A 22,328-nucleotide genomic window follows, 5' to 3' on the forward strand; every position below is an offset into this window, starting at 1 on the left:
ATCAATGTTGCAGTGTCCGACGACTTGATCCATTGGGAAAAGCTCGGCCTGGCTGTCCCTTACGAGGTTTCGCGGTTCTGGGCCAAGGGTGCCGTCATCCCCCGAAACGCCCAGGGCGACGCCGTCAAGATCGGTGGCCATTACCTGATGTATCTGTCCGAGGGCTGCGGCGGAACCACCCATGTGGGACGGTCCGCCGACATGGTGAACTGGACGTTTGAGCCGCACGAGTACCTGGACCTTGGGCCGCTGGGCGGCTCACTGCACGAAGTGGCCTGCGCCATTGTCGACGATGGCGCAGGCACCGGGGGCGACAGCGGCAAGCTGGTGCTGGACTTCTTCTACGGCGACGCAGACGGCCAATTCTCCGCCGCACAGGCGCTCTATGACGTGAACCAACCGTTCACCCAGAAAGCGATGCACAGAGGAGGCTCACTGGCCTGGGGCGGCCTGCTCAAATTCGGCGGAACCTGGATGTTCGCCCAAGGCTGGGATGCCCCTTCGGGATCGCGGGAGATGTACTTGTACCGCGCGGACCCGAGCTAGTGGCACGAGGCACCATCGGCGCAGTCGTAGGTTTGGACATTGGAGGTTCGAAGACGCGCGGCATCAAATGGCTGGATGGCACCGCCGTTGCCGATACTTCCGGCGGCAGCGCCAATGTCCAGAACGTGAGTCGCGCCCAAGCCCGCAGCAACCTGGAGGGTGTCTTCGCCACCCTCCAAGGCGGGTCCGTTGCGCGGGTGGTGGTTGGTTCCGGAGGGATCGACACGGCCGAAGACGCGAATGCACTGAGGGAACTGATCCAGCCATTGGCTCCCGACGCCGTCGTCTCCGTTGTCCATGACACGCGCCTTCTGCTGGCTGCCGCAGGTTGCAGCACTGGAATCGCCGTGATCGCAGGCACCGGATCCGCGGCCTGGGGTACTAACGGCCAGGATCAAGCGCGTGCGGGCGGCTGGGGCTACTTGCTTGGCGACGAAGGCAGCGGTTACTGGTTTGCTCGTGAAGCAGTGAGGTACAGCCTCGAGCGCATGAACAACGGGCTGCGCGCCGACGAGTTGACGAAAGCGCTCTTGAAATCTTGTGGACTCCTCGGTCCGGAGGGTTTGATTGCCCTTTTCCATCGCGACGCGGGGCGCGAGTTTCGGGCTTCCAAATCACCGATTGTCTTTGAGTGCGCGGCCTCGGGGCATACAGCCTCATTGGACATGATCCTCCAGGCAGGTGCCGATCTTGCCTCGTTGGCGGCAAAATGCGCTGAGCAGCTGAACATCGAGGGACCCATTGTCCTCGGCGGAGGTTTGGGCATGAACCAGCCCCCGTTGCAGACAGCCATGCGGATAGCCCTTGCCGCCCGAGGCCTCGACACCTTGCAGGTCCTCACCCAGGATCCGGTCTTCGGCGCACTGCGACTTGCATCCCACTAGACACCACTGTGATGAGTCTCACTAGCGACAAACGCCGTTCTGGCTTGAGCAGTCCGCGCCTCGCTGTGCACTATGGAAAAGCTGTACGGCGGCTTTCGCACTGGCGCGATAGCCGGATATCCGGATTCATGAATGGAAGCACTGAACAATGACGTTTGAAACTGCCGACTCTGTAACCCTCAAGATTTGGGACCGCTCAACCACCCACCACACGCTGGACGCGCTCGTGCACGACTTCTCGGTGCGCCACAACACCTCCAAGGCCAGCATCGCGGTTACCTGCAGCGGGCCCAACACCTTCACTGTCAGCCTCAACGGCAGCGCGGCCAAAGCGACCGCCTTCGACGCACACTCCCTGTAACAGGGCCTTTCTAGCGCAACACGACGACGACGGCGGGAGTCACCTCCCGCCGTCGTTCGCGTATCCGACGGCCCGTCCGAAGGGATGGGTCAGGTGCGGGAGTGCTCGGAAAGGAGCGCGTCGATCTGGCCGGCTGCCTCCGGCTTTCTCGCCGTCGGGACCGGTCATGTAATAGCTGGCCTTCCCGCCAGGTTCAAACTCGGGTGTCAACGGTGACGTGTCACGAGAGGCAGGTTTTTGGCCGATGCCGGCACCCGGACTCCCGAATTCCCAGGCTTCTCCCTGACCCAAGGCGCCAAAAAGTTGCCCGGCGTGACGGGCCCCCTCAGACCTCAGCCACCGGCGCCGCAAACTGGGCCTCGTACAGCCTCGAGTAGGCGCCACCGGCTGCCAGCAGCTCCGCATGGGTTCCTTGCTCCACGATTTGCCCGGACTCCATGACCAGGATGAGGTTGGCGTCGCGGATCGTGGAGAGGCGGTGCGCGATCACAAAGCTCGTCCGGTCAGAACGCAGGGCACTCATGGCTTTCTGAACCAGAACCTCGGTCCGGGTGTCCACGGAGCTCGTGGCCTCGTCCAGAATCAAGACTGACGGACGGGCCAGGAACGCACGGGCGATAGTGAGCAGCTGCTTCTCACCGGCGGAAACGTTGCTGCCTTCGTCGTCGAGCACTGTGTCGTACCCTTCCGGGAGGGAGTGCACAAAACGGTCCACGTACGTTGCCTGAGCGGCCTCCAGAATCTCGGCCTCGGTAGCGTCGGGCCGTCCGTAGGCGATGTTGTCCCGGATGGTCCCGCCGAAGAGCCACGTGTCCTGGAGGACCATGCCCATCCGCGAGCGCAGCTCGTACCGGGACATCGAGGCGACATCGACGCCGTCGAGCGTTATCCGTCCGGCGTCGAGCTCATAGAAGCGCATCATGAGGTTCACAAGGGTGGTCTTGCCTGCTCCGGTGGGCCCGACGATCGCCACAGACTGGCCGGGTTCGGCCACCAGGCTCAGGTCCTGGATCAGCGGCTTGTCTTCCGAGTAGGAGAAGGAGATATTCTCGAACACCAAGCGCCCGCGCGTCACTTCGGGGACAGCCGAGGGCTCAGGATCAGCGCTTTGCTCCTCGGTATCGAGCAGCGAGAAGACGCGTTCTGCGGAGGCCACGCCCGACTGAAGCAGATTGGCCATCGAGCCGAGCTGGGCCAGGGGCTGCGTGAACTGCCGTGAGTACTGGATGAAGGCCTGGACATCGCCCAACTGCATGGCGCCCGAAGCTACTTGAAGGCCGCCCACCACGGCGATCCCGACATAGACCAGGTTGCCGATGAATGTCAGTGCCGGCATGATCAAGCCGCTGATGAACTGGGCACCGAAGCTGGCCGAGAACAACTCTGCGTTCTTCTCGCGGAACCGCTCCTCGACTTCGCGCTGGCGTCCGAACACCTTCACGAGCGCGTGGCCGGTGTAGGTTTCTTCGATCTGCCCGTTCAGCTCGCCAGTGTTCTTCCACTGGGCCACGAACAGCTTCTGCGAGCGCTTGGCAATCAGCACGGTTGTGACCAGCGTCAAGGGCACCGTGACCAGGGTGATAAACGCCAGGATCGGCGAGAGCAGGAACATCATGAAGATGACGCCGGCCACCGTGAGCAGGGACGTGACCGCTTGGCTGATGGACTGTTGGAGGCTTTGCGAAATGTTGTCGACGTCGTTGGTCACGCGGCTGAGCAGTTCGCCGCGCTGCACGGAGTCGAAGTAGCGCAGCGGAAGCCGGTTGATTTTCGCTTCGATCTGCTCGCGGAGCCGGTACACGGTCCGCTGCACGACGCCGTTGAGCACGTACGCCTGAATCCAGCCGAACGCTGAGGCCAGGACATACAGGACCAGCACCCACAGCAGGATCGACGACAGGGCCCCGAAGTCGATTCCGACGCCGGGAGTCAAGTCCATGCCCTTCAACATGTCCGCTTTGGAGCCCTGCCCGGAAGCGCGCAGTCCCTCGATGACCTGTTCCTTGCTCACCCCGGCCGGAAGTTGTTTGGAGACAACGCCGGCGAAGATCAGGTTGGTGCCCTCACCAAGGAGCCGGGGGCCGATCACGGACAGGGTCACGCTTGCGACGGCGAGGAAGAGGACCAGGGTCAGCCACAAGCGCTCGGGCCGCAACGTGCCCAAGAGACGCTTGGCCGAGGGCAGGAAGTTCATGGCCTTTTCGGCCGGGATGCTCATTCCCGCGAAAGGTCCGCCGCGGCCTGGCCCCATCGGGGGACGCTGGGGGCGGTTGGCGGTGCTGGGTGCGCTGCTCATGCCGCTTCCTCCGCTGCCAGTTGCGAGGAAACTATCTCACGGTACGTTTCTGAAGTCTCCAACAACTCTTCGTGGGTTCCGCGCCCAACCAGCCGCCCGTCGTCGAGCACTAGAATCTGCTCAGCATCCGCGATGCTGGATACCCGCTGCGCAATGATGACCATGGTGGCGCCCGAAGTGTGGCGCTTGAGCGCCTGGCGGAGCCTGGCGTCGGTGGCGGTGTCCAACGACGAGAAGGAGTCGTCGAAGATGTAGAGCTCGGGTTGCTTCACGAGGGCCCGGGCAATGGCGATACGCTGACGCTGACCGCCGGAAACGTTGGTTCCGCCCTGCGATATCGGAGCGTCAAGCCCGCCCTCCATCTCCTCGACGAAGTCCTGGGCCTGAGCGATAGAAAGCGCCCTCCAGAGTTCTTCCTCGGTGGCGTCGGGCTTGCCGTAAAGAAGGTTGGTGCGAACCGTGCCGGAGAACAGGTAGGGCTTTTGCGGGACCAGTCCGATGTGCCCCCACAAAAGGTCCGGGTGCAGTTCTCGGACGTCGACGTCGTCGATCCGCACCGAGCCGCTGCTCGCGTCGAAGAGCCGTGGCAGCAAGTTCACCAAGGTGGTCTTGCCCGCGCCCGTGCTGCCGATGATCGCCGTCGTCTGCCCTGCACGTGCCCGGAAGCTGATGCCGCTCAGGACGGGCTGCTCGGCACCCGGGTAGGCGAATCCGACGTCGAGCAATTCCAGCTCGCCGCGGCCGGCGGTCTCCGTCACCGGATTCTCGGGAGGCCGCACACTCGATTGGGTCTGCAGCACCTCCCCGATGCGGTCCGCCGAAACAGCAGCGCGCGGGATCATGACTGCCATGAACGTCGCCATCATGACGGACATGAGGATCTGCATGAGGTAGCTCAGGAAGGCGATCAACGTGCCTACCTGCATGGAACCGTCGTCGATCCGGAACGAGCCAAACCAGATCACGGCGACGCTGGAGACGTTGAGCACCAGCATCACGACGGGGAACATGAGGGCCATGAGCCGCCCAGCCCGCAGCGCCATCTCCGTGACGTCCTGGTTGGCGGAGGCGAAGCGTTCCGTCTCCATGTCCTCGCGGACGAACGCCCGCACCACGCGGATGCCTGCCAACTGTTCGCGGAGCACGCGGTTCACGGTGTCGATCCGGACCTGCATCTTACGGAACAGCGGCACCATCCGGCTCACAATGAGACCGACCGCAACCAGCAACACGGGGACGCTCACGGCAATCAGCCAGGACAACTGGGCATCCTGCCGGACCGCCATGATGACCCCGCCGATGCTGAGCATGGGCGCCGCAACCATGAGCGTGCAGGACATCAGGACGAGCTGCTGGACCTGCTGCACGTCGTTGGTTGAACGCGTGATCAAGGACGGCGCACCGAAGCGGGTGACCTCCTGCTCGGAGAACTCGCCCACCCTGGTGAAAATAGCGCCGCGCAGGTCGCGCCCCAGGCCCATGGCGGCCTTCGCGCCGAAGTACACGGCCGTGATCGAACACGCGATCTGCAGGAGGGTGATGAGCAACATGAGCGTGCCCGTGCCCAGGATGTAGCCGGTATCCCCCTTGGCCACGCCTTCGTCAATAATGTCGGCATTCAGTGTGGGCAAGTACAGCGACGCTATGGACTGCGCCAACTGGAAGATGACGACGGCGATCAGCAGCCGCCGATGTGGCCGCAGGTACTGAACGAGAAGTTTCCAGAGCATCGTTCTCCAACTCACGTAGTGATTCGAAGGCCAGTCTACGACTGGTTGCTGGGGGCAACTAGGGCTTTCCCTCTGGGCGAAGCGTGGCGGAAGGGGTGCCGACGTCGTACCCGGACAGTAGGCTGGAAACGCTCGGCAAGATCCGCTACGAAAGGACCGTAGTCATGGCTTACATCACCGTCGGAAATGAAAACAGCACCGAGATCGAGATCTACTACGAGGACCACGGGACCGGCCAGGCAGTGGTCCTCATCCACGGCTATCCCCTGGATGGTTCGTCCTGGGAGAAGCAGACCGCCGCACTGCTCAACGCCGGCTACCGTGTCATCACCTACGACCGCCGCGGCTTCGGCAAGTCCAGCAAACCGACCGCGGGCTACGACTACGACACCTTCGCCGCGGACCTGAACACCCTGCTGGAAGCACTGAATCTCAACGACGCCGTACTGGTGGGCTTCTCGATGGGTACCGGCGAAGTGGCCCGCTACCTTGGCACTTACGGCTCGGCCCGGGTGGCGAAAGCCGTGTTCCTTTCATCCTTGGAGCCGTTCCTCCTACAGACCGAGGACAACCCCGGAGGCGTCCCGCAGTCCGTGTTCGACGGCCTCACCGAAGCCGTCACCGCCGATCGCTACGCTTTCTTCACCGAGTTCTTCAACAACTTCTACAACGCCCCCACATTCCTCGGAACCCACCGCCTGAGCGAAGAAGCGGTCACCGCGAGCTGGAACCTGGCAGCCCAATCAGGCGCCTACGCCTCGGTGGCCGCGCAGCCCACGTGGCTCACCGATTTCCGCGCCGACATCCCCAAGATCGACGTGCCCGCCTTGATCGTGCACGGCACCGCGGACAACATCCTCCCCATCGACGTCACGGGCCGGAGGTTCGCCGAAGCTCTCCCCGGCGCCGAGTATGTCGAGATCGACGGCGCGCCGCACGGCTTGCTGTGGACGCACGGTGCTGAGGTCAACCAGGCTTTGCTGGGATTCCTGACAAAAAATTAGGACGAAACTAACTGAATATCGCGGGAACCTTAACTCCTCGGGTCCAGTCTTAATGCAAGCACAGGCGGAACCCACCCGCCGGCGAAAGCACCAAATCTGCAAGGGGAGCAGGACCGGCCATGAAGACAACAACAGCCCTTGACGAGGTTACCGCCATCAATGGCGTGATCACCGATCAGCAACCCGTTGACTTCCATGCTCTGGGGCTCGCGGGCTGCATCGACCGCTTGGCGGCTCCACTCCGCCGCCAAGGGACCGAAATCCACTGGGAGACGCCGCACCATGGTGTCGAAATCTCGTCCGGCTCCGCTTCCTTGCTCTACCACGCCGCCAAGGAAGTCCTCAGCAATGCGTTCAAGTACGCGCACGCCCACGACGTCACCGTCCGGCTCGCCGCCATTTACCACGGGATCCGGCTGACAGTCACGGACAACGGCACCGGCTTCGACAGCCAGGCAACTCCCGCCGGCGCACACCACGGATTCGGTCTCCGCCTCATGTCCATCGCCGTCAGCGAAGTGGGCGGCGAGGTCTCCGTCGTCTCCAGTCCAGGCAACGGAACCTGCGTAACCGTCACCTTGCCGCTCGACTGATACTTGTCGATGCCCGACGGCGGCAGGCACCCGCCGTCGTCGGTTTCGGTGCTGCTGGATCGCTATTCAACTGAATCTGGTATGAAAGGCGAATGACCCCGTACAAATCCGAACCGCCCCTGGGCGGTTCCCGCGCACACATCAAGTCGATTTTCCCCTCGCTGGCTCCCAGCGAACAGCGCGTGGCGCAGTTGTGCCTTGATTCCCCGGAGACCGTGGCCAGGATGTCGGTGGCGGATCTGGTCACCCAGACGGGGACGTCTCCCGCGACGATCGTGCGGGCGTGCAAGAGCATGGGCTTTGACGGATTCCAGCACCTACGCCAGGTCCTGCTGCGCGATCTGGGCGCCGCGGCACGGGACAGCATCCAGCAGGAAGAATCCGGGGCAACCGGCGAACCCGGATCCTCCGAACACCTGGTTTCAGGGATCTTTTCCCGGGCCTCCCAGGACATCCGCGGAGCATTGGGGTCTTTGGACTTCGAGGCCTTCGACGCCGCTGTGGAAGCGATTCGCCAGGGCGGGCGCCTGCTAGTGGTGGCCAACGGGGCATCCCTCGCTCCCGCACAATCGCTTGCCCTGCGTTTCCTGTCGGCAGGGGTGCAATGCGAGGCGCCATCCGACATTGTTTCGCAGCACATCTCCGCCAAGCTCCTCTCAGCGGGGGATGTCTGCATCGCCGTGAGTGACAGCGGAATGAACTCCTTCACGATCGGCTCGGCGCGGATCGCGGCTGAACGCAAGGCAACCGTGATCGGGGTGACCAGCTATGCGAAATCCGAACTCGCCGATCTCTCGACCCACACGCTCGTGGCCGGGGCGGAATTCCATTCGTGGAACGACCAGCTGCCCATTGGGAATATCGTCCAGATGCTGGTGCTGTCCGCCCTGCACGCCGCGGTAACTGCAGATTCTCCCGACGTTGAGCGCGCCCGCTCCGCCGTGTTCGAAGAAGTCCTCCACATGGTGGAAAACCCGGAATAGCTTTTGGCGCGGAACGCGGGCGGTTTCAACTGTTTCCTGTCCGCGCACGGGGAGTTAATCAACTCCGCACCGACTGTTAATAATCGAGCCCCACCCTTCAAGGGTAAGACGTTTCCTAAATAATTCGATTTAGGAAACATCGTTTCCCCGGAGGTGCTCGTGGGCCGACTAGTGCTCAATCAGTTGTCGCGTTCATTCAAGAACGTGTCGGCGGTAAAGAACGTATCGCTCACCGTCGAAGACGGTGACTTCCTGGTCCTGCTCGGCCCCAGCGGCTGCGGCAAGACCACCCTGCTCCGCATGATCGCGGGCCTTTTGGAACCGACGTCGGGCTCGCTCGAACTGGACGGAACGGACATCACTACCGCTCCGTCCAAGAAGCGCGACTTGGCCATGGTGTTCCAGAGCTACGCCCTATACCCGCACCTCAGCGTGGCGAAAAACCTAGCCTTCCCGCTCCACGTGCGGCGCACCGACAAGCAGGATGTCAAGAAACGCGTGGAGGCCGTGGCCGAAATGGTGGAGATCGGCCACCTCCTGGACCGCAAGCCCAAGGAACTGTCCGGCGGGCAGCGCCAACGCGTTGCAGTAGCCCGCGCTTTGGTGCGCGAGCCCAAGGCCTTCCTCATGGACGAACCTCTGTCCAACCTGGATGCCAAGCTCCGCACCGCAACCCGGCAGGAGCTGGCCGGACTGCACAAGCGCCTCGGTGCCACGTTCATCTACGTCACGCACGACCAAGTGGAAGCCATGACCATGGCAACCAAGATCGCCCTGCTCAACGGAGGCCAGCTCGAACAACTCGGCACACCTGAAGAGCTCTATGACAAGCCGGCATCCGTGTTTGCCGCAGGCTTCCTTGGATCCCCTGCCACCAACCTGATCGATGCCGAACTGTCCACCAGCAACGGCTCCATCACTGTCATGGCACCCTCCTTGGAAGCCGTGCTGTGGGACGGGCAAACACCGCAGCGGGACGTTGTGCTGGGCATCCGCCCTGAACACTTAAGCATCCACGCACCCGGTTCTTCAGCAGCCGCGCCGAGCTCCGGGGCCGCCCTTCGAGGCATCGTTGACTTGGCCGAAAACCTCGGCAGCGAACAAGTCATCTACTGCCGGGTCGGCGGGAACCGCGTGGCCGTCCGCACCCCGCGAGGTCGGCACTGGGAGCCGGGCAACGCCGTCGTACTCAGCGCCGATGCCAAGAACCTCCACCTTTTTGACCGCGCGAGCGGCCGGCGCCTCGAATGGCACGCAGACGCGAAGCACGCTTCCACTGCCAGCTCGGCTCAGCCCGCAGCCTCGCTCTAGCACCCCACACTCCGGCCCCAACCCGGACCTGCAGTACCCACCCAACCCAGCAATCAAGGAAGTATTGTGCGCCCTCTCCGTTCAATTGCACTGACCATCGCCGCTGGCACGGCCGCATTGGCCCTCGCCGGCTGTTCCGGCACCTCGCAGGCCAGCACCGTGAGCAACCAGGTCATCCCGGAACTCAAAGCTGACCAGCAAGTCAACATCACCTTCGAGAGCTACAACCTGGCCCAAGCCGGCGTCTGGACCGATACCGTCAAAGGCCTGGTGGCCGACTTCGAAAAGGCCCACCCGAACATCCACGTGACCGCACAGGCACCGCAAGGCGGCGGCGCCGTCGGATCCAACACCGTCAGCAGCGTCCAGACCCAGCTCCTGGCCGGACACGCGCCCGACGTCGCGCAGTTGACGTTCGATTCCCTCGACTTCGCCGCCACCCAGCTTGGCGCGCAGCCCATCAGCGACCTCGTCGGCCAGAAAGCGGTCGACGACGCCCTCGGCGGCGCCCACCCGTTCCACCCCAACGCCAAGCACCTCGCCGACTGGAACGGCAAGACCTACGGCATTCCGTACGTCTTCTCCACCCCCGTCCTCTTCTACAACGCCACCAAGCTCGCCGACGCCGGGATCACCAATCCGGACCTCTCCACCTGGGACAAGGTGGAGGCAGCCGCAAAGGCCGTTTCCGCCAAGACCGGGAAGCCTTCGCTGGACATCTCCTGCACGAGTATCGGGGGCAACTGGTGCATGCAGGGCGTTTTCAAGTCGAACGGCGCCCAGGTCCTCTCCGATGACCGCAAGACCATCGGATTCGGCTCGGACGCGGCGGTTGACACCGTCACGAAGCTCGCACAGCTGACGAAGGACGGCGTGCTGCGCAACGCGGACAGCAACGCACAATACGAAGGCCTCCCGAAGGGCGACACCGCCTTCATCCTTACTACCTCAGCGCTCCAGGGCTCGTTCATGTCAGCCGCCACCAAGGGCGGCTGGGAACTCAAGGCCGCCGGGATGCCGTCGTTCGGAGGCAAGCCTGCCGTCCCCACCAACTCGGGCTCGGCCCTGTTCGTCCTCTCGCAGGATCCCGCGAAGCAACGCGCCGGCTGGGAGTTGATCAAGTTCATGACCAGCGACCACGCCTACGAGCAGATCTCCACCAAGATCGGCTACCTGCCACTGCGCACCTCGCTGACCGCTCCCGGTGGTTCCCTCTACGACTGGGCCCAGAAGAACCCGCTCCTGGCGCCGAACCTCGCGCAGCTTGACCGCCTCCAGCCCTGGGTTTCCTACCCCGGAAACAGCTACGTGCAGATCGACGACATCCTTGGCAAGGCCGTGGAGAACGTCGTCTACTACGGCAAGGACGCAAAAACCACCATGGCCGACGCCCAGAAGCGCGCCCAGGACCTGATCCCCTAACCTCTCTCATCCATCCCAAAGGACACCAGCTGTGACAACCACTGCCGAGGACGCCGTCTTCGGAACCCGCAACCACCCCTACCCTGTGGAGGGCACCTACAACTTCCGGAGCACCGCCGGCTACGCCGCCCTGGGGAGCGATGCGGCCGCCGCGCGGACCATCCGCGAACGGAAGCTGTACCGCTCGGACGCACTGCACGGACTGACCGACGCCGGACGCCGGCAATTCTCCGAGCTCGGCATCCGTCTGGTCATCGACCTGCGTGACCGCACAGAGCTGGCGAAGTCGCCCAGCAACCTTGACGGACTCGCCGTCGACACGAGGCACAACCCGATTTTCGAAGAGGGCAACGTCCCGGGTACCGCAGAGATCATCACCCTGGCGCACATCTACCGGCTCATGATCGAGAGCCACGCACAGCGCCTTGCCGACGCCGTCCGCCTCATTGCGGACTCCGGAACGGACCCTGTACTGGTGCACTGCACGGCGGGCAAGGACCGCACCGGCGTCGTGATTGCCTTGGCCCTCCTGGCCGCGGGAGTGGACCGCGAGCAGGTGATCCTCGACTACACAGCCAGCGAGGAAAACCTGCGCGGCGAATGGAGCGAGGTCATGATGGCCGCCGCGTCGAGCCACCCAGGCCTTGCGGGCATCGGGGAGGAGCTCCGAGAAATCATCTCCGCGAGCCCCGCCCCCGTCCTTGAAGCCACGCTGGCGCTCGTCGACGAAATGTACGGCAGCGCCACCAGCCTCCTCCAGGCACACGGTTTCAGCGACTCCGACCTCGAACGGCTCAGGGACGTCCTGACCATCAGCTCCACCGGCTAAGAACCACCGCTACCCACCGCAGATAATTACAAGGAGACAAGACCATGAGCCCCGAACTCCAGCACCCCGCCCCCGAGCACTTCATCCTGCACATCAGCGACACCCATTTCGTTGCCGACAACGACCTCCTGCACGGCAGTGTGGACAGCGACGAGAACCTCCGCCAGCTGTTCCGCGACTTCGTCAAGGCCCAGGTCAAGCCTGAAGCACTGGTGTTCACCGGCGACCTCGCCGACACCGGCCGCCCGGACGCCTACGTCCGCCTCCGCAACATCGTGGAGCCCGTGGCCGAGGAACTCGGCGCCAAGATCATCTGGGTCATGGGCAACCACGACGCGCGCACGGCCTTCCGTTCGGGCCTCCTCGACTCGGACGCGGGTGAGGAATCAGTGGACATCGTCCACGACGTCAACGGGCTGCGCATCATCGCCCTGGACTCCACGGTTCCGGGCAAGCACCACGGCGAGATCTCGGACGAGCAGCTCGCTTGGTTGTCCGATGTCCTGGCCACCCCGGCCCCGCACGGCACGCTCATCGCCCTGCACCACCCGCCGGTTCCCAGCCCGCTGGAGATGATGGCCATGTTCGAGCTGCGTGAGCAGAGCCGCTTCGAGAAGGTCATTGAAGGCACCGACGTCCGGGGCATCCTGGCCGGCCACCTCCACTATTCCACCTTCAGCACCTTCGGCGGCGCTCCCGTGACGGTTGCCTCGGCCACCTGCTACACGCAGGACTTGAACGTCGCGCCGAAGTCAATGCGCGGCCAGAACGGTGCCCAGGCGTTCAACCTGATCCACCTTTACCAGGACAAGATGCTCAGCTCCGTTGTGCCGATCGGCGAGTTCTCCACGGTGTACTCGGTTACGGCTGAGCAGATGGCAGCCTTCCAGAGGATGACCCTCGAAGAGGCCACCGCCGCGATGACCGCTCCCGGTGAGAAGTCCGACGTCGAGCCCTCCAGCACTGCCGAAACGGCCGACGGCGAGCTCGCCGAAAGCGTTCGCTAACCAGCCACAGCACCGGAAGGAAGCCGAAAGAATGTTCATCGAGACCGCCGGGCCTGCAGCGGGCATTGCCCCTGCCGGCCCGGCGGGGCTCCCGGCTAACCGGCGTCCCAAGCGCCGCGCCCTGAGCCCCTACCTCTACATCCTGCCCGCCGTCGTCCTGCTTCTCGTGTGGACGTACTGGCCGCTGGGACAGACCGTCAACCTGTCCTTCAACGACTGGAACCTGATCCCCACGAAGCCCAAGCAATACGTTGACGTGCAGAAGTACGCGAAGGTCCTGAGCCTGCCCGAACTGCACCAAGCGCTCATCAACACCGGCTTGTACATCCTGGCGTTCCTGGGAATTTCCGTTGCGTTGCCGCTCTTGTTCGCGCTGCTTTCGCGCAAGGTCCAGGGCAAGGCCCGCACCGCGTACCAGGCCCTGATCTTCGTGCCTTTCCTCATCACGCCCGTGGCCAGCAGCGCGATTTGGCGGTGGCTGTTCGCTCCTGAAGGCGGGACGATTCCCGCGATCGCGGCCGCCCTCGGCGCACCGATGGGCAACGTGTTCCGCGATCCCGACAGTTCGATGATCGCCGTGATCGTGATTGTCGGCTGGCAGATGCTCGGTTTCGGCGTGCTCGTGGTGTCTGCAGGACTGGCGGGCATCAGCCCGGACTATGCCGCCGCCGCATCGATCGACGGCGCCAGCGGCAGGCAGATCACGTGGCGGATCATCATCCCGTTGCTTTCGCCGAGCCTGGTGTTCCTCTCGCTCATGACCATCCTGCTCTCCGCGCAGTGGACTTATCCCATCATCGACCTCGTGACGCAGGGCGGCCCGGGCAATTCATCCACGAACATCTATTACTTGCTGTACCAGTTCGGCTTCAGGAACTTCGACGCCGGCCTGTCCTCCGCGGCGGGCACGCTCTTCTTCCTCGGATTCGGGCTGATCGCCCTGGTCTTCGTGGAACTCTCGGAGCGACTCAGCTTCTACGACAACTAGAAAGAACCACCATGGCCTTCATCACTATCGCCCCGCCGGCCCAGCCTGGTTCCTCGAATGTTCCGCCTTCGGTGCCGAGGAAAGTTTCAGGGCCGACGACGACGGCGCCTGCCGCCGGGCGCGGGCGCATTCGGTCTGCGTCGTTGCAGTTCTCGTGGTTGCGGCTTGCGTCATTGGGAACAGTACCCAGCCACGTTCTCCTGATCGCCCTCGCGGTCGTCTCGATCTTCCCCATCTACTGGATGTTCGTCACGGCCTTCCGGCCGTCGTCGGACGCCTTGTCCACCAACCCGTTGCCGGGGCCGCTGAGCCTGGAGAATTTCCAGTACGTCCTGAAGACCATCCCCATCGCGGGAATGCTGGCGAATACCTTCGGCATGGCATTGACTCTGGCGGTGTCCCAATTGCTCGTGGCAATCCTGGCTTCTTATGGCTTTGCGCGTTGGGACTTTGTCGGAAAGAAAGCCTTGTACCTGTTGTTTGTGGGATCCTGGCTGGTGCCTTTCCAGGTCACGATGATTCCCAACTACTTGCTGGTGTCCCAGATGGGCCTTCTCAACACCATCACCGGCGTCGTCATCCCGCAGTTGTGTTCGGCCTTCGCGGTGATGATGCTGCGCCAGCACCTCGAGGCCTTCCCCAAGGACCTCTTGGATGCGAGCCAGATGGACGGACGGTCGTCGTGGAGGACGCTGTGGGAAGTGGTGGTTCCGAACCTCCGCCCGGCGCTGGCGGCCCTTGGGATCATGCTGTTCATCAGCGCCTGGAACGAATACTTGTGGCCTTCACTGATCATGCAGAAGTCCGATGCGCTCATCCAGGTTGGCATCCGCGGCTTCCTTGGCGCCGAAGGCAACAACTGGGGCGCCATCATGGCAGCGTCCTCGCTCGCATGCCTGCCGATCTTCCTGATCTACATCTTCCTGCAGCGATACGTGGTGGATGCGTTCGTCCGTTCGGGGTTGAAGTAGCCCGCCCCCCCGAGACGCCCGCTCACCTATAGGCCCGTTTCGGCCGACGCCGGCTCACATATAGGGCCGTTTCGGCCGACGCCCGCTCACATATAGGGCCAATTCCGGGATCCCTCGCTCACTAGATGTGAGCGAGGGATCCGGAAAACAACCACATAAGTGAGCGAGCGTCTCGGGTGAGCGAGTTAAGCCAAGGAGTCCCGTCATATCACCCAAGGAAAGCCCCCTAGGAGAACTCCTTCAACGCATCCATGAGGAGACTCCCCGGAGAACCCAGCCGCACATGGCTGCCGTTCGAGGCCACCAATTCGCCAGCGATCACGACGGCGGTGACGTCGCCCGCCGTCGCGCTGAACGCGAACTGCTGCGGCATGGAACCGGCGGTCCGCACCGAGTCCGGAGCCACGGCCATGAGGTCACAGATTGCGCCAACCTCAAGTGCCGACGCAATGGGCGTGGCCATCGATGCGGTTGCTCCGATGGTGGACGCGCGGAGCAGTTCCCGCGGTGAGAACCTGCCCCGCTGGCCGGAGCCGAGGCGTTCTCCGTGTTCCAAGGCGCGCATTTCAACCCAGGGATCGATCACGGCGTGTTGGTCGGTGCCCAGCGCGATGGTCGCTCCGGCGTCAGACAATACCCGGGCTGGTCCGATCCCGTCGGCGAGATCAGCTTCAGTGCTTGGACACATCACCACGGTGGCTCCCGCGTCCCCGAGGAGCCGGATGTCGTCCGGCGTCAGGTGGGTCGCGTGGACGGCGGAGAGCCGCCGAGACAGCAGTCCATGCCGGGCAAGGAGTCCGGCGGGGGTGACGCCGTAGGCCTGCAGGCAGGCCTCGTTCTCGGCCGGTTGTTCGCTGAGGTGGATGTGGAGCGGAATGTCGGTAGGCAACTGCCGGGCGACTGTCTTGAGTGCCTCCTCGGGCACTCCGCGGACGGAATGCAGGGCCGCTCCCACGCCAACCATTTCCGGCGGAAAGGTCCGCGCTACCTCTGCCCGCAGTGAAGCGAGCCGGTCCAACCAGGCCTGGGTATCGGCGTCGCCAAACCGTGCCTGTTCCGGGCTGAGCGGCTTCCCGATGCCTCCCGCAAGATACAAAGTGTCCAGCAAGGTCAGGCGGATCCCGGCCGCCACGGCTGCCCTGGCCAACGCCAGTTCCATCGCGTGCGGCTCCGTGTACGGAGTCCCTTCGGGCTGGTGATGGACGTAGTGGAACTCGGCCACGCTAGTAAAGCCCGACACCACCATTTCAGTGAAGACTGCCGTAGCGAGCTTCTCGTATTTCTCCGGTGTCAGTTCCGCCGCGCTCCGATACATTTGCTCCCGCCAGACCCAGAAGTCGCCGCGTCCATCATGCGTCCGCCCGCGCAGGATCCGGTGAAAAGCGTGCGAATGGGCGTTGGCCGCGGCGGGGAAAACGACGCCGTTCAATATCCGGTCACCGGTTTCGGGCTGGACCGCGGCAGAGATCCCGGAGATGCGGCCCTCGTGCACGTCCAGCCGAACACCGGTGGCGACAACCGCGCCGCCCGCGCCAGAACCGCCGTCGGCGTTTACCAAGGCGGTCTCGCACCAGAACCCGCTCATAAGAGTCCCTCCAGAACGTCGGCGAGGGCAACGGCGCCGGCTGAGGCGTCCTCGTCGGCCACGTATTCTTCCGGCGAGTGCGAGATTCCGCTCGGGTTGCGGACGAAAAGCATCGCCGAGGGGACATGTCCAGCCAAGACTCCGGCGTCGTGCCCGGCGCCGGTTGCCAACACCGGCGCGCCCGGCAGGAGCTCGCCGATGCGTCGGCTCAGGTCGGGGTCGAAATGCACGGTGTCACTGTAGGACTCCTCGGTGAGGCTAACGGTGCATCCCTCGCCTGCCGCGATCTCCCGGGCCGCGCGGTAGATCGATTCGATCAGTTGGGCCGTCACGGCGTCGTCGGGGTGGCGGGCGTCAAGCCAAAGATCCACGCGCGAGGCAATCACGTTGGTGCCGCCGGGAACCGGGGTCAAGCGCCCCACCGTGGCCCGCGCATCCGGCTGCTTCGCCGCGGTGTCACGGACGGCAACGACGATCTGCGCGGCCGCGACCATCGGATCGGCACGGTCGGCCATGAGCGTGGTCCCGGCATGGTTGCCTTGGCCGCTGACGCTGAGCTTCCAGCGGCCGTGGCCCAGGATAGAGCTTCCGACGGCGATGGCCGGGCCGCCCTGGCCCAGCCCCTTCCCCTGTTCCACGTGCAGTTCGACGAAGTCGCCGATTCGCGCCATGGCTTCCGGATCGGGACCGACGTGCCGGGGATCCAGACCATTGCTCCGGGCGATGTCGGCGAAAGTGTTGCCGTCGACGTCGCGCAGGTTCAGCGCCTTGTCGACGTCGATGGCACCGGCCAGGAGCCGCGAACCCAGGCAGGCCACGCCAAAGCGGGATCCTTCCTCTTCCGGGAAGACCGTGATGGCCAGGGAACGCCCCGGCTCAAGACCGCGGGAAATAAGGATGTCGACGGCGGCGAGCGCGGACGCGACGCCAAGCGGCCCGTCAAAGGCCCCTCCTCCCGGGACGGAGTCAAGGTGGCTCCCGGTAACAAGCGCACCGTCCTCGGGCTTTCCCCACCAGGCCCAGATAATGCCGTTGCGGTCGGTCTCGACGCCGAGGCCGCGCTGTTGGGCTTGCTCGATGAACCACTGCCTGAGGTCGAGCTCGGGCGTCGAGTAGACAGCCCTTGAGTATCCTCCGCGCACCGCATCGCGGCCCACGTCCTTGATTGAGTCAAGGAGCTGATTGACGGTTTCCACGTGTTCCTCCGATTAATGAAGACTGCCACCAAGTAAAAACCACATACCATCCAATGACAAGACCCTGAGCGCAGAACCATGACAATTAACAGTCCCGAAACACCGCCGAAACAGCGTGTTCCCACTGAGCGTCTCAAATCCCGGAATCTCAGGTAATTTCACGAAATCTCTTGCCATTCGATGAAAGTTCATTTTTACTTGATGGCAAGACATGGTGATCCAGACCACTTGAAAGCAGGCCAAGCAGTGGCAGCAGATTCCTCCACACGGACGGTCGAAAGGGCCTTGGCCCTCCTGAGCGCGGTCTGCACCGATGGCTCCATCAGCCTGAGCGACGCAGCACGGGTTGTTGACTTGTCGGCCAGCACCGCACTCCGTCTCCTCCGCACCTTGGAAGGCAGCGGATTCGTGAAGCGGGATCCGGGCGGAAACTTCCGTCCTGGTGCCAGCGTGATCCAGTTGGGAGCCCTCGCGTTGGGACAGGAGTCCCTCGTATCGCTCTGCACGCCGCACATGAAGCGGCTCGTAGCTGAAACGGGCGAGTCCTGCTATTTGAGCATTCCTGGTCCTGGGGAAACCGGAATCTACATTGCCATCGTCGAAGGTACCCGCTCCGTCCGGCACACCAGCTGGGTCGGCAGGAGCATTCCGCTGGAAGGGTCCGCCGCTGGCAAGGTCCTCACCGGCGGGCAGAACGGCCGCGGCTTCGCCATCGTGCGAAGCGGCGTAGAAGACGACATCACGGCCGTCGCCGCACCCATTGTGATCGGCGGCCGCACCGTGGCAGCCCTCAGCATCGTCGCACCGAGCTACCGCTTGGACGAAGCGAAGGCCCAGACATTTGGCGAGGAACTGGCGAGGGTGGCTGACAGCATCCTCGTGGAACCCTCCGGAGACCATGAAGTGCCCCAGGAAAGCATGGAAAAGAAATGATCAAATTTGAAAATGTCACCAAGGCGTACCCGGACGGAACGGTCGCCGTCGACGGCCTGAACCTCGAGGCACCGACCGGCAAGCTGACCATCCTGGTTGGCCCCTCCGGCTGCGGCAAGACCACTTCGCTGAGGATGATCAACCGCCTCATCGAACCCACCAGCGGAACCATCTACCTCGATGACCAGCCGACGTCGGGCATGGACGCAGCCTTGCTGCGCCGCCGGATCGGCTACGTCATCCAGCACGCAGGCCTCTTCCCGCACCGCACCATCGTCGACAACGTGGCCACGATGCCTGTACTTCTCGGGGAGAGCAGGCAGAAGGCCCGCATGAAAGCCCTCGAACTCATGGAGCGCGTCGGACTCCCTGCGAGCTTCGCCAAGCGCTACCCGTGGCAGCTCTCGGGCGGACAGCAGCAGCGCGTGGGCGTGGCCCGTGCACTGGCTTCGGATCCGGCCTTCATGCTCATGGACGAACCCTTCAGCGCGGTTGACCCCGTGGTCCGCGCGCAGCTCCAGGAGGAGTTCCTCCGGCTGCAGCGCGAGATCGGAAAGACCATCATCATGGTCACCCACGACATCGACGAGGCCCTCAAGCTCGGCGACCAGGTTGCCGTGATGCGCGTCGGTGGAAAGCTTGCCCAGATGGCGACGCCCTCGGAGCTGCTGACTTCCCCCGCTGACGAATTCGTGGCGGATTTCGTGGGGCGCGACCGTGGTTACCGTTCCCTCGGATTCACCAACGCGGCCGGCACGGTAGCTGTTGCCGAAGAAGCTGTGGTCACCCTCGGCGCCTCCGCCGCCGAGGCGCAAAGCAAGGCCACAGGAGCCTGGGTGCTGGTGGTCGACCCGCTGCGGAAGCCGCTCGGCTGGGCGCAAGCGGATCTCATTCGCGGCGAGCTCAAGAGGGAGCACCTCAACCTCAGCGGCACCTCAGCATCATCGTCCGGGACCATGCGCCAATTGCTCGACGCCGCACTTTCCTCCCCCAGCCGGCGCGGCGTCGTCGTCAATGAACACGGCGAGCTCATCGGCACAGTGACGGCCACCGACGTCGTCAAGGCGATCGAGGCCGAACCGCACTTGGAGACGGCACGATGAACTTTGAATGGCTGGGCCGCCAGTCCGACAACATCGTCTTCCTCCTCGGCTGGCACGTACTGCTCGCCGTCACTCCCCTCATCCTGGGCCTGCTGATCGCACTGCCGCTTGGCTGGTGGGCACACCGCAGCCGCCGGATCTACCCCCTTCTGGTGGGCGTAGCTGGCCTGTTGTACACGGTCCCTTCCCTCGCCCTGTTCGTCCTGTTGCCGTTGGTCCTTGGCACCAAGATCCTGGACCCTCTCAACATTGTGGCGGCCCTGACCATCTACACGGTGGCGCTGCTGGTACGCGTAGTGGCCGATGCCCTCGATTCCGTACCGGAAGATACCGTCCAAGCCGCGAAGGCCATGGGCTACCGGGGATACCAGAGCCTGGTGAAAGTGGAGCTTCCTGTAGGCGTCCCCGTGATCAGCGCCGGACTCCGCGTCGCAGCGGTATCCAACGTGAGCCTCGTTTCCGTGGCAGCGTTGCTAGGTATCCCGCAGCTGGGCTCGCTCTTCACCCAAGGCTTCCAGTTGCGGTTCTTCACCCCGATCATCGCCGGCATCATCCTCTGCGTGATCCTGGCAATGATCCTTGACGGACTGATCATCCTCCTCAACCGGTGGCTGACACCGTGGACTCCCAAGGTGGTGGCATCATGATCAACTACTTGTTCAATCCCGCACACTGGAGCGGCGCTGACGGCATCCCCAGCTTAATCGGGGAGCACCTCCTCTACTCCCTCATCGCCCTCGCCATCGCGGCCATCATCGCAATTCCCCTCGGTATCTACATCGGGGTCACAGGCAAGGGCGTCTTCATGATCGCCGGTTTGGCCAACGCGCTCCGGGCCCTCCCCAGCGTGGGCCTGCTGATCCTCTTGGTCCTGCTCATCTCGCCCGCGTTCCCGTCCAAAATGGGCTACATCCTGCCGAGCCTCATCGTCCTGGTGCTCCTCGCGGTCCCACCCATCCTGACCAACACTTACGCCGGCGTCCGCGCGGTGGACGCCGCCGCCGTCGACGCCGCCAAGGGCATGGGCTTCCGGACCATAAAGATCCTCACGGATATCCAGCTCCCTTGCTCGCTCCCGCTCATGCTGTCCGGCGTCCGCAGCGCACTGCTGCAGATCATCTCGACGGCGACCATCGCCGCGTACATATCCCTCGGCGGCCTCGGACGGCTACTGATCGACGGCAAGGCCCAGAACGACTACAGCCAGATGGTTGCCGGCGCCCTGCTGGTGGCCCTGCTGGCCCTGTTCTTCGACCAATTGCTCGCCTTCATTACCCGCAGGGTCGTCTCACCCGGACTGACCCGCCGCACGGTCAAGGCGGCCGCTGTGGCCGACACCGTGAACACCCCTGTCACGGTCTAAGCAACTCTCCCGTTTCATCCGGCGCCGGGCGTCTTGTCCGGCGCCCGCAAAACCACCCCCCATTTGGCCACCGCATGCCCTGCACCGGCCCTCCCCAGAGAGAATTGACATGAAAAAGTACCTGAGCGGTTTCGCCCTGGCGGCAGCCACCGCCATCGCCCTGAGCGCTTGTGGCGGCGGAGATCCCATGAGCTCCTCCAACAACAACTCCCAGGCCGCGGGCTCCACCGACAGCATCGTCGTCGGGTCCGCGGACTTCCCGGAGAGCCAGCTCATTGCCAAGATCTATGCCGAGGCCCTCAAGGCCAAAGGCGTCCAGGTCACGGAGAAGCCCAGCATCGGCAGCCGCGAAGTCACCATCCCTGCGCTGAAGGACGGTTCCATCGACCTCATGCCCGAATACAGCGGATCACTCCTCCAATACCTGGACCCCACTACGAAGGCCTCGTCACCGGACGACGTGACAAAGGAACTGAGCACCAAGATCCCGTCCGGACTCACCCAGCTCACGGCATCCAAGGCACAGGACAACGATGTCCTGACCGTAAAGAAGGAAATCGCCGACAAGTACAACCTGAAGTCCATCAGCGACCTCCAGCCGGTTGCCAAGGATCTCGTCCTCGGCGGCCCCCCGGAGTGGAAGACCCGCGTCAACGGTGTTGCCGGGCTGAAGTCCGTCTACAACCTTGACTTCAAGGAATTCTCAGCGCTCGACGCCGGCGGCCCACTCACGCTGAACGCCCTCCTTTCCGGCCAGGTACAGGCAGCCGACCTCTTCAGCACGGACCCGGCGATTGCCGAGAACCATCTGGTCCCCCTCGAGGACAACAAGAATCTGTTCACTGCCCAGAATGTCTTTCCGATCATCAACCAGAAGAAGTCCACGGACACCGTCAAGAACGTGCTGAACCAGGTCTCCGCCGCGTTGACCACCGATGACCTGATCCAGATGAATGGCAGGACCGCCAAATTCGAGGACATGGGACAAATCGCCAAGGACTGGCTCAAGTCCAAGAACCTGGCCTAGTTCGGGCAAGAAGCAACTAGTCCAGCAAGACTTAAGGAGTACGAAGAATGGCACCCGCCGATTTCACTACCGGAGCCCGTCCTGTCCGGGCCGCCCGCGGTACCGAGCTGACCGCGAAGAGCTGGCAGACCGAAGCGCCGTTGCGCATGTTGATGAATAACCTGGACCCGGAGGTTGCCGAGCGTCCGGATGACCT

22 protein-coding genes are annotated in these 22,328 nt (G+C 63.6%); 18 read left to right on the top strand and 4 right to left on the bottom strand.

The window, feature by feature from the left end; all coding sequences use genetic code 11:
* Positions 1–12: 12 nt before the first annotated feature.
* The 3 genes from AB4Z38_RS20485 (at position 13) to AB4Z38_RS20495 (ending at position 1,791) form a co-directional block, all read left to right on the top strand.
* A complete protein-coding gene (locus AB4Z38_RS20485; protein ID WP_441431407.1) occupies positions 13–546 on the top strand; it encodes a hypothetical protein in 534 nt (177 codons plus the stop codon).
* Complete coding sequence (locus tag AB4Z38_RS20490) at positions 546–1,430, top strand: N-acetylglucosamine kinase (protein WP_441431408.1); 885 nt, start codon at positions 546–548, stop codon at positions 1,428–1,430. Before AB4Z38_RS20485 ends, AB4Z38_RS20490 begins: the two co-directional genes overlap by 1 nt.
* A gap of 148 nt (positions 1,431–1,578) precedes the next feature.
* Positions 1,579–1,791 (top strand): hypothetical protein, encoded by a 213-nt coding sequence (locus AB4Z38_RS20495; RefSeq protein ID WP_184741564.1) that lies wholly within the window; start codon positions 1,579–1,581, stop codon positions 1,789–1,791.
* Between the two features lie 325 nt (positions 1,792–2,116).
* Here AB4Z38_RS20495 and AB4Z38_RS20500 read toward each other — a convergent pair whose 3' ends face one another.
* A complete protein-coding gene (locus AB4Z38_RS20500) occupies positions 2,117–4,087 on the bottom strand; it encodes an ABC transporter ATP-binding protein (RefSeq protein ID WP_441431409.1) in 1,971 nt (656 codons plus the stop codon).
* Positions 4,084–5,817, bottom strand: a complete 1,734-nt coding sequence (locus tag AB4Z38_RS20505; RefSeq protein WP_441431410.1) for an ABC transporter ATP-binding protein — start codon at positions 5,815–5,817, stop codon at positions 4,084–4,086. The genes AB4Z38_RS20500 and AB4Z38_RS20505 overlap by 4 nt, the downstream gene beginning before the upstream one ends.
* Before the next feature lie 164 nt (positions 5,818–5,981).
* Between AB4Z38_RS20505 and AB4Z38_RS20510 the strand changes: the two genes are divergently transcribed.
* The 9 genes from AB4Z38_RS20510 to AB4Z38_RS20550 all read left to right on the top strand — a co-directional run bounded on the left by AB4Z38_RS20510 (position 5,982) and on the right by AB4Z38_RS20550 (position 14,925).
* The gene (locus AB4Z38_RS20510; protein WP_441431411.1) at positions 5,982–6,821 is read left to right on the top strand and encodes an alpha/beta fold hydrolase; all 840 of its coding nucleotides are present in this window, start codon (positions 5,982–5,984) and stop codon (positions 6,819–6,821) included.
* 119 nt (positions 6,822–6,940) lie between these two features.
* Positions 6,941–7,414 (top strand): sensor histidine kinase, encoded by a 474-nt coding sequence (locus AB4Z38_RS20515; RefSeq protein WP_441431412.1) that lies wholly within the window; start codon positions 6,941–6,943, stop codon positions 7,412–7,414.
* A 92-nt stretch (positions 7,415–7,506) separates the two neighbouring features.
* Positions 7,507–8,397 carry a MurR/RpiR family transcriptional regulator gene (locus AB4Z38_RS20520; protein ID WP_441431413.1) on the top strand — a complete coding sequence of 297 codons (891 nt, stop codon included), beginning with the start codon at positions 7,507–7,509 and terminating at the stop codon, positions 8,395–8,397.
* A gap of 159 nt (positions 8,398–8,556) precedes the next feature.
* Positions 8,557–9,708 (top strand): ABC transporter ATP-binding protein, encoded by a 1,152-nt coding sequence (locus AB4Z38_RS20525; RefSeq protein ID WP_441431414.1) that lies wholly within the window; start codon positions 8,557–8,559, stop codon positions 9,706–9,708.
* 66 nt (positions 9,709–9,774) lie between these two features.
* Positions 9,775–11,130: an ABC transporter substrate-binding protein gene (locus AB4Z38_RS20530; RefSeq protein WP_441431415.1), complete on the top strand. Its 1,356-nt coding sequence runs from the start codon at positions 9,775–9,777 to the stop codon at positions 11,128–11,130.
* A 31-nt stretch (positions 11,131–11,161) separates the two neighbouring features.
* Positions 11,162–11,959: a tyrosine-protein phosphatase gene (locus AB4Z38_RS20535; protein ID WP_441431416.1), complete on the top strand. Its 798-nt coding sequence runs from the start codon at positions 11,162–11,164 to the stop codon at positions 11,957–11,959.
* Between the two features lie 44 nt (positions 11,960–12,003).
* Positions 12,004–12,966 carry a phosphodiesterase gene (locus AB4Z38_RS20540; RefSeq protein ID WP_441431417.1) on the top strand — a complete coding sequence of 321 codons (963 nt, stop codon included), beginning with the start codon at positions 12,004–12,006 and terminating at the stop codon, positions 12,964–12,966.
* A gap of 31 nt (positions 12,967–12,997) precedes the next feature.
* Positions 12,998–13,954: a carbohydrate ABC transporter permease gene (locus tag AB4Z38_RS20545; protein WP_441431418.1), complete on the top strand. Its 957-nt coding sequence runs from the start codon at positions 12,998–13,000 to the stop codon at positions 13,952–13,954.
* An 11-nt stretch (positions 13,955–13,965) separates the two neighbouring features.
* Positions 13,966–14,925 carry a carbohydrate ABC transporter permease gene (locus AB4Z38_RS20550; protein WP_441431419.1) on the top strand — a complete coding sequence of 320 codons (960 nt, stop codon included), beginning with the start codon at positions 13,966–13,968 and terminating at the stop codon, positions 14,923–14,925.
* A gap of 226 nt (positions 14,926–15,151) precedes the next feature.
* Here AB4Z38_RS20550 and AB4Z38_RS20555 read toward each other — a convergent pair whose 3' ends face one another.
* Together AB4Z38_RS20555 and AB4Z38_RS20560 are read right to left on the bottom strand one after the other, a co-directional pair.
* Complete coding sequence (locus AB4Z38_RS20555; protein WP_441431420.1) at positions 15,152–16,510, bottom strand: formimidoylglutamate deiminase; 1,359 nt, start codon at positions 16,508–16,510, stop codon at positions 15,152–15,154.
* Complete coding sequence (locus AB4Z38_RS20560; protein ID WP_441431421.1) at positions 16,507–17,706, bottom strand: allantoate amidohydrolase; 1,200 nt, start codon at positions 17,704–17,706, stop codon at positions 16,507–16,509. The genes AB4Z38_RS20555 and AB4Z38_RS20560 overlap by 4 nt, the downstream gene beginning before the upstream one ends.
* A 201-nt stretch (positions 17,707–17,907) precedes the next feature.
* Here AB4Z38_RS20560 and AB4Z38_RS20565 point away from each other — a divergent pair, with 201 nt between their 5' ends.
* The 6 genes from AB4Z38_RS20565 to AB4Z38_RS20590 form a co-directional block, all read left to right on the top strand.
* Complete coding sequence (locus tag AB4Z38_RS20565) at positions 17,908–18,639, top strand: IclR family transcriptional regulator (RefSeq protein ID WP_441431422.1); 732 nt, start codon at positions 17,908–17,910, stop codon at positions 18,637–18,639.
* Positions 18,636–19,742 (top strand): ABC transporter ATP-binding protein, encoded by a 1,107-nt coding sequence (locus AB4Z38_RS20570; protein WP_441431423.1) that lies wholly within the window; start codon positions 18,636–18,638, stop codon positions 19,740–19,742. The genes AB4Z38_RS20565 and AB4Z38_RS20570 overlap by 4 nt, the downstream gene beginning before the upstream one ends.
* Positions 19,739–20,389, top strand: a complete 651-nt coding sequence (locus AB4Z38_RS20575; protein ID WP_441431424.1) for an ABC transporter permease — start codon at positions 19,739–19,741, stop codon at positions 20,387–20,389. The genes AB4Z38_RS20570 and AB4Z38_RS20575 overlap by 4 nt, the downstream gene beginning before the upstream one ends.
* Positions 20,386–21,105 carry an ABC transporter permease gene (locus AB4Z38_RS20580; protein ID WP_441431425.1) on the top strand — a complete coding sequence of 240 codons (720 nt, stop codon included), beginning with the start codon at positions 20,386–20,388 and terminating at the stop codon, positions 21,103–21,105. The genes AB4Z38_RS20575 and AB4Z38_RS20580 overlap by 4 nt, the downstream gene beginning before the upstream one ends.
* A gap of 109 nt (positions 21,106–21,214) precedes the next feature.
* Entirely contained in the window at positions 21,215–22,132 is a 918-nt protein-coding gene (locus AB4Z38_RS20585) for an ABC transporter substrate-binding protein (RefSeq protein ID WP_441431426.1), read from the top strand.
* Positions 22,133–22,179: 47 nt separating this feature from the next.
* A partial coding sequence (locus tag AB4Z38_RS20590) for a hypothetical protein (RefSeq protein WP_441430168.1) occupies positions 22,180–22,328 on the top strand: 149 nt, incomplete at its 3' end.

Origin of the sequence: Arthrobacter sp. 2RAF6 (genome assembly GCF_052115205.1) — a bacterium.
Lineage (GTDB): Bacteria > Actinomycetota > Actinomycetes > Actinomycetales > Micrococcaceae > Arthrobacter.